The sequence below is a fragment of the Leyella stercorea genome, from assembly GCF_021531355.1.
Classification (GTDB): domain Bacteria; phylum Bacteroidota; class Bacteroidia; order Bacteroidales; family Bacteroidaceae; genus Prevotella.
The window spans coordinates 13,125-27,960 of record NZ_JADYTS010000042.1; the positions used below are offsets into that span (position 1 = coordinate 13,125).

General features: G+C 52.0%; 13 protein-coding genes. 4 read left to right on the top strand and 9 right to left on the bottom strand.

The window, feature by feature from the left end:
• Nucleotide 1: 1 nt before the first annotated feature.
• From purE to I6E38_RS09805, 4 genes are all read right to left on the bottom strand, one after another.
• Complete coding sequence (gene purE / locus I6E38_RS09790) at nucleotides 2-505, bottom strand: 5-(carboxyamino)imidazole ribonucleotide mutase (RefSeq protein ID WP_235393816.1); 504 nt, start codon at nucleotides 503-505, stop codon at nucleotides 2-4.
• Nucleotides 506-727: 222 nt separating this feature from the next.
• Nucleotides 728-1,345: a phosphatase PAP2 family protein gene (locus I6E38_RS09795; protein ID WP_235393817.1), complete on the bottom strand. Its 618-nt coding sequence runs from the start codon at nucleotides 1,343-1,345 to the stop codon at nucleotides 728-730.
• 139 nt (nucleotides 1,346-1,484) lie between these two features.
• Nucleotides 1,485-3,035 carry an RNA polymerase factor sigma-54 gene (rpoN, locus tag I6E38_RS09800; protein WP_235393818.1) on the bottom strand — a complete coding sequence of 517 codons (1,551 nt, stop codon included), beginning with the start codon at nucleotides 3,033-3,035 and terminating at the stop codon, nucleotides 1,485-1,487.
• A 51-nt stretch (nucleotides 3,036-3,086) separates the two neighbouring features.
• Nucleotides 3,087-3,734, bottom strand: a complete 648-nt coding sequence (locus tag I6E38_RS09805; protein WP_235393819.1) for a hypothetical protein — start codon at nucleotides 3,732-3,734, stop codon at nucleotides 3,087-3,089.
• 169 nt (nucleotides 3,735-3,903) lie between these two features.
• Here I6E38_RS09805 and topA point away from each other — a divergent pair, with 169 nt between their 5' ends.
• The 4 genes from topA (at nucleotide 3,904) to argB (ending at nucleotide 9,648) form a co-directional block, all read left to right on the top strand.
• The gene (topA, locus tag I6E38_RS09810; protein ID WP_235393820.1) at nucleotides 3,904-6,237 is read left to right on the top strand and encodes a type I DNA topoisomerase; all 2,334 of its coding nucleotides are present in this window, start codon (nucleotides 3,904-3,906) and stop codon (nucleotides 6,235-6,237) included.
• A gap of 150 nt (nucleotides 6,238-6,387) precedes the next feature.
• Nucleotides 6,388-6,915 carry a shikimate kinase gene (locus I6E38_RS09815; protein WP_235393821.1) on the top strand — a complete coding sequence of 176 codons (528 nt, stop codon included), beginning with the start codon at nucleotides 6,388-6,390 and terminating at the stop codon, nucleotides 6,913-6,915.
• Entirely contained in the window at nucleotides 6,912-8,804 is a 1,893-nt protein-coding gene (speA, locus tag I6E38_RS09820) for a biosynthetic arginine decarboxylase (protein WP_235393822.1), read from the top strand. Before I6E38_RS09815 ends, speA begins: the two co-directional genes overlap by 4 nt.
• Nucleotides 8,805-8,883: 79 nt before the next feature.
• On the top strand, nucleotides 8,884-9,648 hold the full coding sequence (argB, locus tag I6E38_RS09825; RefSeq protein ID WP_235393823.1) for an acetylglutamate kinase: 765 nt from the start codon (nucleotides 8,884-8,886) through the stop codon (nucleotides 9,646-9,648).
• Nucleotides 9,649-9,921: 273 nt separating this feature from the next.
• Here argB and I6E38_RS09830 read toward each other — a convergent pair whose 3' ends face one another.
• From I6E38_RS09830 to I6E38_RS09850, 5 genes are all read right to left on the bottom strand, one after another.
• The gene (locus I6E38_RS09830) at nucleotides 9,922-10,434 is read right to left on the bottom strand and encodes a pyruvate ferredoxin oxidoreductase (protein ID WP_235393824.1); all 513 of its coding nucleotides are present in this window, start codon (nucleotides 10,432-10,434) and stop codon (nucleotides 9,922-9,924) included.
• Nucleotides 10,424-10,948 carry an RNA polymerase sigma factor gene (locus tag I6E38_RS09835; RefSeq protein ID WP_235393825.1) on the bottom strand — a complete coding sequence of 175 codons (525 nt, stop codon included), beginning with the start codon at nucleotides 10,946-10,948 and terminating at the stop codon, nucleotides 10,424-10,426. The genes I6E38_RS09830 and I6E38_RS09835 overlap by 11 nt, the downstream gene beginning before the upstream one ends.
• Before the next feature lie 58 nt (nucleotides 10,949-11,006).
• Complete coding sequence (locus tag I6E38_RS09840) at nucleotides 11,007-12,440, bottom strand: lipopolysaccharide biosynthesis protein (RefSeq protein ID WP_235393826.1); 1,434 nt, start codon at nucleotides 12,438-12,440, stop codon at nucleotides 11,007-11,009.
• A gap of 194 nt (nucleotides 12,441-12,634) precedes the next feature.
• Nucleotides 12,635-14,296 carry a putative transporter gene (locus tag I6E38_RS09845; RefSeq protein ID WP_235393827.1) on the bottom strand — a complete coding sequence of 554 codons (1,662 nt, stop codon included), beginning with the start codon at nucleotides 14,294-14,296 and terminating at the stop codon, nucleotides 12,635-12,637.
• A gap of 357 nt (nucleotides 14,297-14,653) precedes the next feature.
• The coding region (locus I6E38_RS09850) for a hypothetical protein (protein ID WP_235393828.1) at nucleotides 14,654-14,836 on the bottom strand (183 nt) is incomplete at its 5' end.

A 14,836-nucleotide genomic window follows, 5' to 3' on the forward strand; every position in this document is an offset into this window, starting at 1 on the left:
TTTAACATTTATAATCGTACTTCATTTCAGCCAACTCCTTGTTTGCCTTCTCAATCTTGGCACCGAGTCCGGCCTTGTATACTTCCATCTTGCTTGCCATCTCAGCGTCGCCGAGGGCAATCATCTCGCAGGCGAGGATGGCGGCGTTCATGGCACCGTTCACACCCACTGTGGCAACAGGGATTCCTGGAGGCATCTGTATGATTGAGAACATGGCGTCCAATCCGTCGAGCATACCCTTGATAGGAACACCGATAACGGGCAACGTGGTGTTGGCAGCGATTACTCCAGGCAGTGCAGCAGCCATGCCGGCAGCGGCGATGATGACCTTAATGCCACGGTCCTTGGCACCTTTAGCGAAGTTTTCCACTGCAGTAGGTGTGCGGTGGGCTGAGAGTGCGTTAACTTCAAAAGGAACCTGCATGTCGTTCAAGAACTTGCATGCCTTTTCCATAACGGGCAGGTCGCTTGTGCTGCCCATGATGATGCTTACTAATGGAGACATAATGATTAATTATTTAAAAGCCCTACCCCCGACCCCTCCCCCGTAGGGAGGGGAGTAATGTGTAGAGTTGGGCTTTGGTTTATTGAATTTATTATTTATACGATTAATATCTATACTTTTGTTTCTTTTGGTCGAACTTTGCAAGTTCAATCAATGGGAAAAAGACGCGATTGGCAAAGCATATCGCTCCCCTCCCTACGTGGGAGGGGCAGGGGGTGGGGCTTATAATCCCAATATCACCGTATACGCCACTACCAATCCCAAGAGGAATCCGTAGCATACCTGGCGCAGCGAGTGTTGTCGCAGAATCATGCGGCTTGTGCCTACCATTCCGCCGAGGATGATGACCACGCAGAGCCAGCCCAATGGATTGAATCCGAATATCAGCGAGAAGGCTTGCAGCGCTCCTGCCACACCGCCTATGGCAGCGGTATGGGTAGATATCTTCCACCACACGTTGATGAGGGCGCACAGAATCTGTATGACGAGTGCCGACATGAGTATGTTGCTCATGAAGTGGGGTATGTTGAAGCGGTGCATGACATAGTAGCACACGAAGTAGCTTACGATTGAAAGCAGATAGGGCACCACACGCCGCTCCTTCTTGCCCAGCTCGATGAGTGTCCAGCCGTGATAGCCACGATAGAAGTGGATGAGCAGTGTGGGCAAGAGAATGGTGAACATGTAGACAAGACCGAGCACCGTAAGCTTGTACGGCCACGGCATCAGACTGAGATAGCTGAACGTGAACAGAGCTATCAGTCCGACAAGCGGCAGATAGAATGGCGTGAAAACCATGCTAAGAATGCGAGCTGCGAGAATAATATTCTTTTCTTTCATAATTCCTGAGCCTTACTGGGCATCTTTATGCCTTATTGAGCCTTAGTAAGCCTTCTATAATTATTTTTTCTCAATTAACAAATCATATCACTCCCCTCCCTACGGGGGAGGGGCAGGGGGTGGGGCTTTGCTTTTGCCTTTATCCCTTTCTCAATCTTGCCACTGGCAGTCCCAGCTGTTCGCGGTATTTTGCCACGGTGCGTCGTGCTATTGGATAGCCGAGCTTGGCGAGAGTCTTGGTCAGTGCGTCGTCGCTCATGGGCTTCTTCTTGTCTTCCTTGGCAATGAGGTCCTTGAGTGCGAGCTTTATCTTGCGTGTCGACAGCTCCTCGCCATCGTCGGTGGTGTAGCCGTCGGAGAAGAAGAAGCGCAGGGGGAATGTGCCCCAGTTGGTCTGCGCATACTTGATGTTGCTGACGCGCGAAATGGTGGAAATGTCGAGTCCGGTGCGGTCGGCAATGTTCTTCAGAATCATCGGCTTGAGGTCGGCCTCATCGCCGTCCTGGAAGAAACGGCGCTGCCAGTCGATGATGGCCTGCATAGTGATGGTGAGCGTACGGCGGCGCACCTTTATAGCCTCGATGTATCCGCGTGCACGTTCCACCTTCTCCTTGGCGTAGAGCAGTGCTTCCTTCTCGCGTCGCGACATCGATGTCTTGTTGTTCTTGTAAGCCTCCATCATCTCGGCAAACGAGGGCGACACCTTCAGTTCGGGTATGTTGCCGCCGTTGAGCGTGAACGTCACGTTGCCGTTGTCGTCGGTGTCGACAATGAAGTCGGGCGTAATCTGCTGCACGTTGCGACCCTCAGTCTCGCCAAGTGACGAGCCGGGCTTCGGATTGAGTCGGCGCAACTCAGCCATGACACGTTCGGCGGTGTCGGCATCGACACCCAATGCTGAGCGTATCTTGTCGAAATGCTTCTTGGTGAACTCGTCGAAACAGTCGGTTATCACCTTTTGCATCATAGGTTTGAGCGAGTCGTTGGGGCGGCGCTTGATTTGCAGCAGCAGACATTCCTGCAATGTGTGGGCACCGATGCCCGCAGGGTCGAAGGTCTGCAGTATGCGCACCACGCGGTCTACATCGTCGATGGTGCAGTCGATGCCGTGATAGATGGCAAGCTCGTCGGATATCGACTCGCTGTCCTTGCGCAGCAGTCCGTCGCTGTCGAGCGACCCTATGACATACTCCATTATCTCCTCGTCCTTATCCGACAGCTCCGTCTCGCCCATCTGCTCCTTCAGCTTGTCGTAGAACGACGTTGTGTCGCCATACACCATCTCCTCATAGTCGGCAGAGTCGGCACCCGAACCACCCGTATACCCTGCCGTAGGCATGTCGTCGTCGCCTCCGCCGATGCGCTCAAGGGCATCGGTAAGAGCCGAATCGCGCTCCTCGCGTTCGTTGCGTGCGTCAAAGTCGTCGTTGTCGGAAGCGCCCTCGCCACCCGAAGAGGGCTGCGAATCGTCGCCATACGAGGCTGTAGAGTCGTTGCCTTCTACGTGGCCGCCCTCGAAAACGTCTTCAGGCGAAGTGGTTTCGAGAGCCGGATTGTCGTCAAGTTCGGCGTTGACACTCTGCTCGAGTTCGGTCAAGGGCATCTCAAGCAAGTGCACCTGTAGCATCTGCTGTTGCGACAGACGCTGCACCTGCTGAAGTTTCTGCTCTTGTGTTTGTATGAGTTTCATTTTTTGACGTGTTGATGTGGTGTATAGATGTTGTTGACGATATCAATCAGTTCAGCTGAAGTAGAGCTTCAGCTTGTCGGCTGCGGCGTGCAGCAGTTCGGGCTGTTCGCTGTAATAGCGCTTCCACACCCGCTTTGCCTCGTCGGCAATGGGCGACTGGTCGGCAGCCTTGCGCTTCAAGATGGGGTCGAAGGTCTGGTATATCTCGAGTATGCGCACTATCTCCTCGGGCTTGAGCGACAGCAGTCGAGCCATGTCGAGCACCTCGGGGGTCTCGCTCACCATGGTGTTGGGCGTAAGTGCGAAGTAGAGTTCGAGGATTATGACGAGCATAACGGGCGTTATGTCCGACGAATTGTCGATAGGACGATAGTCGCGCTCGAACGAGGGAGTGGTCTGCACGCCTTCGTAGAACAGTCCGGAGTCGCCGAACCCAGCCATCTGCTTGAGTCGCTTGATGTCGCGCGCGAGACGTTTGGGGTTGTCGGCATACAGCGCCCAGAGCCTCTGGAGCGACGGAGTGGCGCGTTTTTCGAGTGCGCACATCTGTTCGTATATGGTACGGGGCGGTATGTGTAGCTCTATGCCCAATTCCACAACCGGATGTGAAAATTCGGATTTCACACCAGCAGGCTTCTTCTGATACAACTGTATGAGAAGCAGCCAATAGTCGTCTGACCAAAGAGTATTATTTGCCATAATCGATAAACATTGTTACAAATGCAAAGTTACTGAAAGTCTTGCACAAAATGTAATTCTTACCTCAAAAGTTGAGTTTTTAATAAAATATAAAAAATAGACATATAATAAGGTAACAACAAAAATTTTCTTACTTTTGCGCCCAAATTAAAGAACACAAAGCAAAATCATGCAAGAAAACTTAGTGATTGTCGAGAGCCCCGCTAAGGCAAAGACCATAGAGAAGTTTCTGGGTTCCGACTACAAAGTGATGTCCTCATACGGACACATACGCGACCTTAAGAAGAAGGAAATCAGCATAGACAAGGACACGCTGCAGCCAGCATACGTCATACCTAAGGACAAGGAAGAACTTGTAAAGAAACTGCGTGAGAGCGCAAAGAAGGCACACAAGGTGTGGCTCGCATCCGATGAGGACCGCGAGGGAGAGGCTATTTCGTGGCATCTGTGCGAGGTGTTGGGCCTGGACGAGGCTTCGACCAACCGTATCGTATTCCATGAGATTACAAAGCCTGCTATCCTGGCGGCTATAGAGAATCCACGACACCTTGACATGAACCTTGTAAATGCGCAGCAGGCACGCCGCGTGCTCGACCGCATCGTGGGCTTCAAGCTCTCGCCCGTATTGTGGCGCAAGGTGAAGCCGGCTCTGTCGGCAGGACGTGTGCAGTCGGTAGCCGTCAGACTCATCGTAGAGCGCGAGCGCGAGATACAGCAGTTCAAGAGCGAACCATACTATCGCATCAACGCCATATTCGCCATAACCAACGCCGACGGATCGCAGTCGGAGGTGAAGGCCGAACTCGACAAGCGATTCACCACACACGACGAGGCTCTGGCTTTCCTCGACAAGTGCAAGAAGGCTGAGCACAAGGTGGAGAGCGTGAGCAAGAAACCGCTCAAGCGCATGCCGGCGCCTCCGTTCACCACTTCGACACTGCAGCAGGAAGCTGCCCGCAAGCTCGGATTCTCGGTGTCGCAGACCATGATGGTGGCACAGCGTCTGTACGAAAACGGTCTTATCACATACATGCGTACCGACAGCGTAAACCTCTCAAGTCTGTGCATCAACGCAGCCAAGGAGGAAATCATCAAGCTGTATGGCGAGGAGTATAGTTCGCCGCGCAACTACCACACCCACTCGAAGGGTGCGCAGGAGGCTCACGAGGCAATACGCCCTACATACATGAGCAATACTACTATAGAGGGTACTGCCCAGGAGCGCCGACTCTACGACCTGATATGGAAGCGCACGGCTGCATGCCAGATGTCGGAAGCTCAGATTGAGAAGACTACCGTAACCATCGGCATCAGCACCACCGACGAGCACTTTATTGCTAACGGTGAGGTTGTAAAGTTTGACGGATTCCTGAAGGTATACCGCGAGTCGACCGACGACGAGCAGAACGAGCAGCGCGACGAATTCGCCCACAACCTGCCCGTAATCAAGGAGGGCGACACTCTGAAGCGCCGCGAGATTACATCTACCGAGCGCTACTCGCAGGGCCCCACACGATACACCGAGGCAAGCCTCGTACACAAACTCGAAGAACTGGGCATCGGACGCCCGTCTACATACGCCCCGACCATCTCTACCATACAGCAGCGCGAATATGTTGTAAAGGGCGACAAGAAGGGCGAAGAGCGCCCATACGTCATCGACACATTGCGCGGACTCATCGTCACACCGACTCGCAAGGTGGAGCTAACGGGCAACGAGAAGGGCAAACTGCTGCCCACCGACATAGGTATCGTAGTGAACGACTTCCTTATGGAGAACTTCCCCAACATCATGGACTATAACTTCACAGCCAAGGTGGAGCAGCAGTTCGACCAGATAGCCGACGGAAAGGAGGAGTGGACTGACATGATGCAGCACTTTGACCGCGAATTTGAACCTACCGTTGAGAAGGTGATGAACGCACGCTCGGAGCACAAGGCTGGCGAACGCAAGTTGGGCGACGACCCGAAGAGCGGACACCCGGTGTTCGTAAAGATTGGACGCTACGGACCCGTAGTTCAGATTGGCACTGCCGACGACGACGAGAAGCCGCGCTTTGCTCAGCTGCCTACCGACAAGAGCATGGAGACCATCACTCTGGAGGAGGCTCTCGAACTGTTCAAGATGCCGCGCACCGTGGGCGAATACGAAGGCAAGACCGTGACCATAGGTGCCGGACGATTCGGACCCTACGTTCTGCACAACAAGATGTACACTTCCATTCCGAAGGACGAGGACCCGATGACCATCACTCTCGACCGCGCCATCGAGCTGATTGAAGCCAAGCGCAAGAGCGAGGAGGAGCGACACATGAAGAAATTCGAAGAAGACCCCAACCTCGAAGTGCTCAACGGCAGATATGGTCCATACATCGCCTTCGAAGGCAAGAACTACCGCATCCCACGCGAACTGCACGCCACTGCCGCCGAACTCACCTACGAGCAGTGCATGGACATCATTAAAAATCCGCCGGCTCCGAAGAAGAGAGCGGCTAAGAAATAATAAAAAAATAGTTGAGAGTTGAGAGTTGAGAATTGAAAGTTATGATTACCCAATCATCCTATGTTACTACATAAGTAAAAGATATAAGAAACGATGCATATCATAACTTTCAACTCTCAACTTTCAACTCTCAACTTTCAGCTGACATTTATGACTAGAATCATCCTCATTGGCTACATGGGAGCCGGAAAGACCACCATAGGCAAGGCACTCGCCAAGGCCCTTGGAGTCACATTCTACGATCTCGACTGGTATATCGAGACACGTATGCACCGCACTGTGAAGCAGATATTCGACGCTGAAGGCGAAGAAGGATTCCGCCGCATTGAGCACAACCTGCTGCACGAAGTGGCTGAGTTTGAGAATGTAGTGATTTCGTGCGGAGGCGGCACACCATGCTTCTTCGACAATATCGACTACATGAACCGCCAAGGCAAGGTGATATATCTGAAGGCTTCGCCCGAAGTGCTGTACGAGCACCTGAAGATGGGCAAGTCGGTGCGACCACTGCTGCTCAACAAGACGCCTGAGCAGGTACGCGAGTTTATCGTCGAGCAACTCGCACACCGCGAACAATTCTATTCAAAGGCCAATTACACGCTCGACATAAACCTACTCGACAATCACGACAAGATAAATATTACGGTTGATAAGCTACAAAAATTGATTGAAAAATGAAGAAATGGACCATTGACGACTCTCGCGAGTTATACAACATCAACGGTTGGGGCACCTCTTACTTCGGTGTCAACGACAAGGGCGACATGTATGTAACACCCTGCAAGGACAACGTGCAAATCGATTTGCGCGACGTCATGGACGAACTGCAGCTGCGCGACGTTACGCCTCCAGTGCTGCTCCGCTTCCCCGACATTCTCGACAACCGTATCGAGAAGACCTCAAGCTGCTTCAAGAAGGCTGCCGAGGAGTACGAATACAAGGGCGAGAACTTCATTGTATACCCTATTAAGGTGAACCAGATGCAACCCGTCGTTGAGGAAATCATCTCGCACGGACGCAAGTTCAACCTCGGATTGGAGTGTGGCTCAAAGCCCGAGCTGCACGCCGTTATCGCTGTGCAGTGCCAGAGCGACTCTATCATCGTGTGCAACGGCTACAAGGACCAGAGCTACATTGAACTGGCGCTGCTCGCACAGAAGATGGGCAAGCGCATATTTATCGTTGTCGAGAAGATGAGCGAGATTGGACTGATTGCCGCTGCTGCAAAGAAGCTGGGCGTGAAGCCTAACATCGGCATACGTATCAAGCTGGCTTCAAGCGGATCGGGCAAATGGCAGGAGAGCGGTGGCGACGCTTCGAAGTTCGGACTACGCTCGTCGGAGCTGCTCCAGGCGCTCGAAACTCTTGACGACAAGGGCCTGCACGACTGCGTCAGACTCATCCATTTCCACATAGGATCGCAGATAACCAAGATACGACGCATTCAGACTGCGCTGCGCGAAGCCGCCAACTTCTACGTACAGCTGCACAAGATGGGCTACAACATCGACTTCGTCGACTGTGGCGGCGGTCTGGGCGTAGACTACGACGGAACACGCTCGTCGTCGAGCGAGAGCTCGGTCAACTACTCTATCCAGGAGTATGTCAACGACTGCGTGTACACATTCGTCGATGCTTCGAACAAGAACGGCATCAAGCATCCTAACCTCATCACAGAGAGTGGACGCTCGTTGTCGGCACACCACTCTGTGCTTATCACCGACGTACTCGAAACCACGTCGCTGCCCGAGATGCGCGAGGAGTTTGAACCGTCCGAAAACGACCACCAGCTCGTCAAGGATCTCTACGAGATATGGGACAATCTCAATCCACGCACAATGCTTGAGGACTGGCACGATGCCGAGCAGATACGCGACGAGGCTCTCGACCTCTTCTCGCACGGCATCGTCGACCTGCGCACACGTGCCGAGATAGAGAGCATGTACTGGAGCGTTTGCCGCGAGGTGAACAGCATGGCAAAGACTCTGAAGCACACTCCCGACGAGCTGCGCGGCCTGGACAAGCTGCTTGCCGACAAATACTTCTGCAACATATCTATATTCCAGTCGCTCCCCGATGCTTGGGCTATCGACCAGCTCTTCCCCATCGTGCCCATTCAGCGACTCAACGAGCGCCCCACACGCAACGCTACGCTGCAGGACATCACCTGCGACAGCGACGGCAAGATAGCCAACTTCGTGACCAACCGTCAGGCCACTCACGTGCTTCCGGTACATCCTATCAAGAAAAACGAAGACTATTATCTCGGCGTTTTCCTTGTAGGTGCCTACCAGGAGATTCTCGGCGATATGCACAACCTCTTCGGCGACACCAACGCCGTACACATCTCGGTGAAGGACGGTGGCTACAGCATCGACCAGATATTCGACGGTGAGACTGTTGAGGAGGTGCTCGACTACGTACAGTACAATCCAAAGAAACTCGTGCGACAGCTCGAGATTTGGGTGACCAAGAGTGTTAAGGCTGGCAAGATTTCGCTCGAAGAGGGCAAGGAGTTCTTGAGCAACTACCGCTCAGGACTGTATGGTTATACTTATTTGGAGTAAATAAAGCCCCACCCCCTGCCCCTCCCCCGTAGGGAGGGGCAGGTTATATGCTTTTATTGCCCGTAAATATTTTACGCTTATGAAAATCACAATTATTAAGGTTGGCGGTGCCGTTGTGGAGGATTCTGCACAGCTTGCCGCTCTTCTTGAGGGTTTCAAGAAGATAGAGGGATACAAAATTCTGGTACATGGAGGAGGCCGTCGCGCCACAAAGGTGGCTGCCGAACTTGGCATTGAGAGCAAGATGGTGGGCGGACGACGCATCACCGACGCCGCAATGCTTGAAGTGGTGACGATGGTTTACGGTGGACTGGTCAACAAGAACATCGTGGCTCAGCTGCAATCGCTTGGCATCAACGCCATCGGACTGACCGGTGCCGACATGGACGTGATACGCTCGCACAAGCGTCCGCTGAAGGACGGTGTGGACTTCGGATTCGTCGGCGACGTTGACAAGGTGAACGCTGAACGACTGAAGACTCTGATAGATGCCGGTATGACGCCCGTTCTTGCCCCTCTGACGCACGACGGTGCCGGAACGATGCTCAACACCAACGCTGACACGATAGCCTCTGAGACGGCCCGTGCACTGGCTTCGCTCTACGACGTAACGCTGGTGTACTGTTTTGAGAAACCCGGTGTGCTCGCCAATCCCGACGATGACACAAGCGTAATCCCTGCCATCACACGCAACGATTTCAGCCGACTCACTGCCGACGGAACTATTTCGGGCGGAATGCTGCCCAAAATAGAGAATGCACTTGCTGCTGTAGAGGCAGGAGTTAAGAAAGTGGTGATAACCAAGGCCGACAGCATTGGCAAGGGAGGAACAGTTATTCAGTAAGAAGACTGAAACTGTATAGTTGAAAAAAGGAACAGGCCGCCGGTGTCAATTAAGACTCCGACGGCCTGTCAATCGTTAGTATGTTATGAAAAATTTGAGAGTCCCCGAAACTTCACAGCTTCAAGGTTTTCTTTGTAGCGTCATACACTTTTCGTAACATTTGTCATGGACGCTGGTGAAGGGGCTTGTTTTTACGTCCAAATATGTTTTAAGTGTACATCAGCTGGTGTTTTAACTTAAAATGATTTTATTGAGAAAGCATAGAAATATATCTTACTTAAGTATGGTGGGACCATTCTGTCCGAACGGCTGTCCTACTGTGCCGATACTGCTCAGTCCGTTGTGGCGTGCAGTATCCATTTTCACAGTGTCGTTCATCGCCACTGAGGCACCCTCACGTACTCGAGGAGTGTATGCCGCAGGCACTCCGGCAGGCACGTCTTCGGTGCTCTGGAATGACATCTGGGCTGCCTGACTCAGTGTGAGCACTATGGCCACCATTGCCGCTGCCTTGAAGAGCGGCGCAAACCGCTGGCTTATGAGCACCTTGCGTGCCTTAACCTCTTGCGGCTCGCCAACCATAGACAGCATACGCTCGTCGAAATCATCGCCCAGGCGATCGGTCTTCGGCTCAGTCTGCTCATACACAAACAGGGGGCGGAACTTGGCAAGCTCCTCAGGAACGCACAACTGGCTGAAGAACGAGCGCAGTATCTGCTCCTCCTCAAGTGTTGTCTCGCCCTGCCAGTAGCGGTCAAGAAGTTGGTTTATGTATTTATAATCCATAGTTGTCGTATTTTTGGAATTGTTGTTTAATAGTCTGCCGCGCACGGAAGATGTTCACCTTCACCTGGTCCTCGGTTATATCGAGTACGGCGGCTATCTCCTTGTATGTCTTGCCTTCGATATCGCGCAGTTGCATGCACGACCTTTGTTTCTCAGGCAGAGAGTCGATGAGCGTCCTCACTATCGTCACTCGTTCGCGTTGCACGGTCTGTTCGTATGGTGTAGATGCCGTGTCGGCCTGGTTGTCGCCTCCTTGGGGCGTCGTTTCATCGAGCGAAGCGTTCTGGTTGTCGCGCAGTCTCATGCGGTCGAGAGCCAGGTTGCGGCAGATAGTGAGCGAGAATGCTTCCACCGACTCAAGGGTATCCCACGAGTCGCGACGGTTCCACACCTTTATCAAGGTGTCTTGCACGATATCTTCGGCCTCTTCGCGGCTTAGCGTGATGCGCATTGCCAGTCGGAAGAGTATATCCTTCATCGGCAGGATGTCGTTGCGAAAACTAATCTTTTTCATCTGTGCTCTAAATGAATGACGATTGACGGCTGATTTTGTTACAGACGTCCGTCCTTATTTAACCTCGTTTAACAAATCGCTCGCATTCGGCGAGTATTTTCACACGCGCTATCTTCATCACAACGTAATAAAGTACAACAGCTATAATGAATCGTGATATGAGAAGCGCTATCAAGTTGCTCAGCGGCATTGTGGCTATATACGCCACGCCCATCACTCCGGCGGCGGCAAGGGCAAACGGCATTACGTCGCAGAAGAACATCCAGTAGCCATAGCCTATCAGTCGGCGCACGAAGAACAGCCACACCAGCAGCCACGATGTATTCAATATGGTGTAGGCTATCACCATCGAGCGTATGCCCATGGGCCATATCAGCACCATTGTGGCTATCTGAACGAGTCCTAAGGTGAACGTACACCAGAAGAAAGTGCCCGAACGTCCCTTCGATATAATCATGTTGGAGAAGAGCGTGGAGAGCGGCATTGTAGCGCCTGAGATACACAATATCTGTATCAGTTGAGCTGACGCAAGCCACTTCTCGCCTATGGCTGTGACGATAAACTCCTTTGCCACGAGTCCGAAACCGAACAGTAGGGGGAACGTTATGAATGCCGTGAAGCGCATCATCTTGCGGAACACGTCCTTCTGTCGGCCCTCCTCACCGTTGAGACTGACAAGCACGGGCTGTGCCACTTGCGCCACCATGCTCTGCACGAGCGAGTAGCACTTGGTGTTCCACTGATAAGCCTGGTTGTAATTGCCCGTATCGCGGGGCGTGAAGTAGTGGCCCAGCAAGATGTTGAGCACATTGTTGTTGACGTGGGTCATGATGGTAGTAGCAAGAATCTTGCACGAGAACCGGAACATTCGGCGTACGGGAGCGAATGTAATGCCGTGGATAGAAGGGCGCCATGGCGAGAAATGCCACTGCAAAAGGGTGTTGATGCCTACATAAACGAGTCCTTGCGTGGCGAGCGACCAATATGCCATGCCCGCAAATGCCATGCCCACACCCGTCAGACTCGACAGTATCACTGCCAAAGCACCTGCTTCGGCTTGCTGCTTGGCGCGCAGATGCTTGAACAGATAGGCCGACTGTGCCGTGCCAAACGAAGCTATGACAATACTAAGAAAGGCGTAGCGGCACAATGGCACTACCCGCGGTGTATGATAATATTCGCCTATAAGCGGAGCAGCAAAAAAGAGAATCAAGTAGAGCGATGACGCCATGATGATGTTAAACCAGAACACCGAGTTGTAGTCCTCGTCCTTGGGGTGCTCTATATTGGTAAGCGCCGTGCGGAAACCGCTGTCCTGCAAGGCTGTGGCAACAAGCGAGAAGATGCTTATCATGGCCATCATACCATAGTCGGATGGTGACAATAAGCGACCCAGAACAATGCCGAACGCCAGTCCGACGAGCTGCTGTATGCCGCTGTTGAGTCCGCCCCACAACAATCCTTGTGCCGTTTTCTCTTTCAGTGTACTCATAATCCTATTGAAGAAAAAAAGGAGGACGTGTCAGAATAGGAGTTAGAGGAAGTTAAGAAGAAGTTAATCCATCTACGATGAATGGAAGTTAACGGACAAATGCTTTGTTTTCAGCAATTTATACATATGTCCGCTAACTTCTATTAACTACGGGCAAAGCCCAAACTTCCTCTAACTTCTGTTTTGACACACTCTCATATCATAAACATAATGATGATTTGCGCTATAATGACGCGTATGAACATGCCGAGCGGATATACCGATGTGTAAGCCACGGCGGCACGGTCGCCCTTGATTGTTTCGTTGGCGTAGCTCAACGCCATAGGATTTGCCATGGCTCCACAGAGCAGTCCGCAGATGGTGCCGAAGTCAAACTTCTTTGTCTTCAGGGCAATGGCACCTATGATGAGCAACGGAAGTACTGTCAATACCAGTCCGACACCCACCCAAAGCAAACCTTCGGGACGTATCACGGTGGCAAGGAAGTCCTGACCAGCTACCAGTCCGAGGCAGCCAAGATACAATGAAAGTCCGAGCTTGCGCAACATGAGCGATGCCGAACGTGTGGTGTAACTGATGAAGTGTACACGCGAGCCAAGCGCTCCGATGATGATACCCATGATGATAGGACCTCCGGCGATGCCCAGTTTTACGGGAGCACTCATGCCTGGAATGCTTACCGGTATCATACCCAGAGCCAAACCGAGTAGCAATCCGAAGAAGATGGCACCGAGATTAGGCTCGTTGAGCACCTGGACAGCATTGCCCAGATAAGCCTCAGCATGGTCGATGTTCTCGGGAGTGCCCACCACGGTGACGCGGTCGCCGTATTGCAGGTGCAGATTGTCAGTAGCCAGCAGCTTGATGTCGCCTCTCATCACACGGCTCACGTTCACTCCGTAAGTCTGACGCATGTGCAGCATGCCGAGCGTCTTGCCGTTGAGCTTTGTGCGCGTCATCACGATGACGCGGCTCTCCACCGTGTTGTCGATGGCGTTCCAATCGATCTTCTCACGGTTCCAGTCCTTCTCCACACGCTCACCGAAGAGTATTGTCATGGCCGACACCTCATCGCGGTTGGTCACCACGAGCACGTTGTCGTCCATCTGCAGCTGCGTCGTTGCCAGCGGCACGATCACCTTGCCGCATCGCCAGATGCGCGATATGATGAAGTGGCGGTGGGTCATCTGCGACACTTGGGCAATGGTCATGCCCGATATGGCAGGATTGATTACCACAAACTGTCCTACAAAGGTGTTGTCTTCGTCGTCGCCCGTGCGCGGCTCAAGGTCGGCTGGGCGCACAAGAAACTTGCGCATAAGTATCATAGCGAATATCACACCCACAACACCCAACGGATATGTAACGGCACATCCCAATGCTGCACCGCTGCTCGACTGATGGGCGTTGGCAAGAGCCTGCTGCGCGGCACCAAGAGCCGGTGTATTAGTGGTGGCACCACACAGAATGCCCACCATCTCGGGTACGTTGATGGGCAATACCAAGCACAGCGACAGTGCCATTGCCGTTCCTGCCAGTATGATGCCCAGTCCCCAAAGGTTGAGCGATACGCCCTCGTGACGCATCATGCCGATGAAGTTGGGGCCCACATGCAGACCGAGCGCATACACAAACAGCGACAGTCCGAGCGTCTCGGCGAACGTGAGCATCTGTGCGTCAGCCGTGAAGTGCATGCTACCAGCTACAATTCCGATAAAAAATACGAAAGCCACTCCGAGCGATATGCCCTTGATGTGAATCTTTCCCAATGCGAGTCCTATTGACACGATGAGCGACAGAACAACGATGGTCTGCACTGCCGAGTGTGTCACAAAAAGACTTTCAATCCATTCCATTTCTTTGTCTTAGTTGAATTATCCTATGTTTTTTCGTTTAAGTGGTCGAATTAGGCCGTATTTACAGTACTTTTTAAACCGACTGCAAAGTTACGCAAAATTCCTATTATGAAAGATTTATTTCCATTTATTTGCTCTGTTAATCATCATAAACAACAACATTCAAAAAGCAAAAAAACGTTCCGCGCACTTGATTTGTGTCAATTTATTTTAAAAATGAACAAAAAACTTTCCAATTTCTTGTGTGGTCGTACACAAATTATTATCTTTGCAACGTGTTCGAGAGAATGCAATGTTTTTTCATTAGGTTAGTAGTTTGATAGATTTTAAGGTAAAGATTATGTTATTAGATTTTGTTCATATTTGACAAAATCGGACATTGATTAACATTATTCTTTGAGAGGCCGGTGCGAGTGATTCGTGTCGTCCTTTTTTTTTGTATATAAGCCCCACCCCCTTGCCCCTCCGGATCAAATAATATTGTTGTGTTTTTAACAATCCAATATTATTGTTTATCTTTGCGTCATGAATAGAACTCAG

Bases quoted from the DNA above. Each gene is read 5' to 3' on its own strand.
- purE (WP_235393816.1), bottom strand. From the start codon at position 505: ATGTCTCCATTAGTAAGCATCATCATGGGCAGCACAAGCGACCTGCCC.
- I6E38_RS09795 (WP_235393817.1), bottom strand. From the start codon at position 1,345: ATGAAAGAAAAGAATATTATTCTCGCAGCTCGCATTCTTAGCATGGTT.
- rpoN (WP_235393818.1), bottom strand. From the start codon at position 3,035: ATGAAACTCATACAAACACAAGAGCAGAAACTTCAGCAGGTGCAGCGT.
- I6E38_RS09805 (WP_235393819.1), bottom strand. From the start codon at position 3,734: ATGGCAAATAATACTCTTTGGTCAGACGACTATTGGCTGCTTCTCATA.
- topA (WP_235393820.1), top strand. From the start codon at position 3,904: ATGCAAGAAAACTTAGTGATTGTCGAGAGCCCCGCTAAGGCAAAGACC.
- I6E38_RS09815 (WP_235393821.1), top strand. From the start codon at position 6,388: ATGACTAGAATCATCCTCATTGGCTACATGGGAGCCGGAAAGACCACC.
- speA (WP_235393822.1), top strand. From the start codon at position 6,912: ATGAAGAAATGGACCATTGACGACTCTCGCGAGTTATACAACATCAAC.
- argB (WP_235393823.1), top strand. From the start codon at position 8,884: ATGAAAATCACAATTATTAAGGTTGGCGGTGCCGTTGTGGAGGATTCT.
- I6E38_RS09830 (WP_235393824.1), bottom strand. From the start codon at position 10,434: ATGGATTATAAATACATAAACCAACTTCTTGACCGCTACTGGCAGGGC.
- I6E38_RS09835 (WP_235393825.1), bottom strand. From the start codon at position 10,948: ATGAAAAAGATTAGTTTTCGCAACGACATCCTGCCGATGAAGGATATA.
- I6E38_RS09840 (WP_235393826.1), bottom strand. From the start codon at position 12,440: ATGAGTACACTGAAAGAGAAAACGGCACAAGGATTGTTGTGGGGCGGA.
- I6E38_RS09845 (WP_235393827.1), bottom strand. From the start codon at position 14,296: ATGGAATGGATTGAAAGTCTTTTTGTGACACACTCGGCAGTGCAGACC.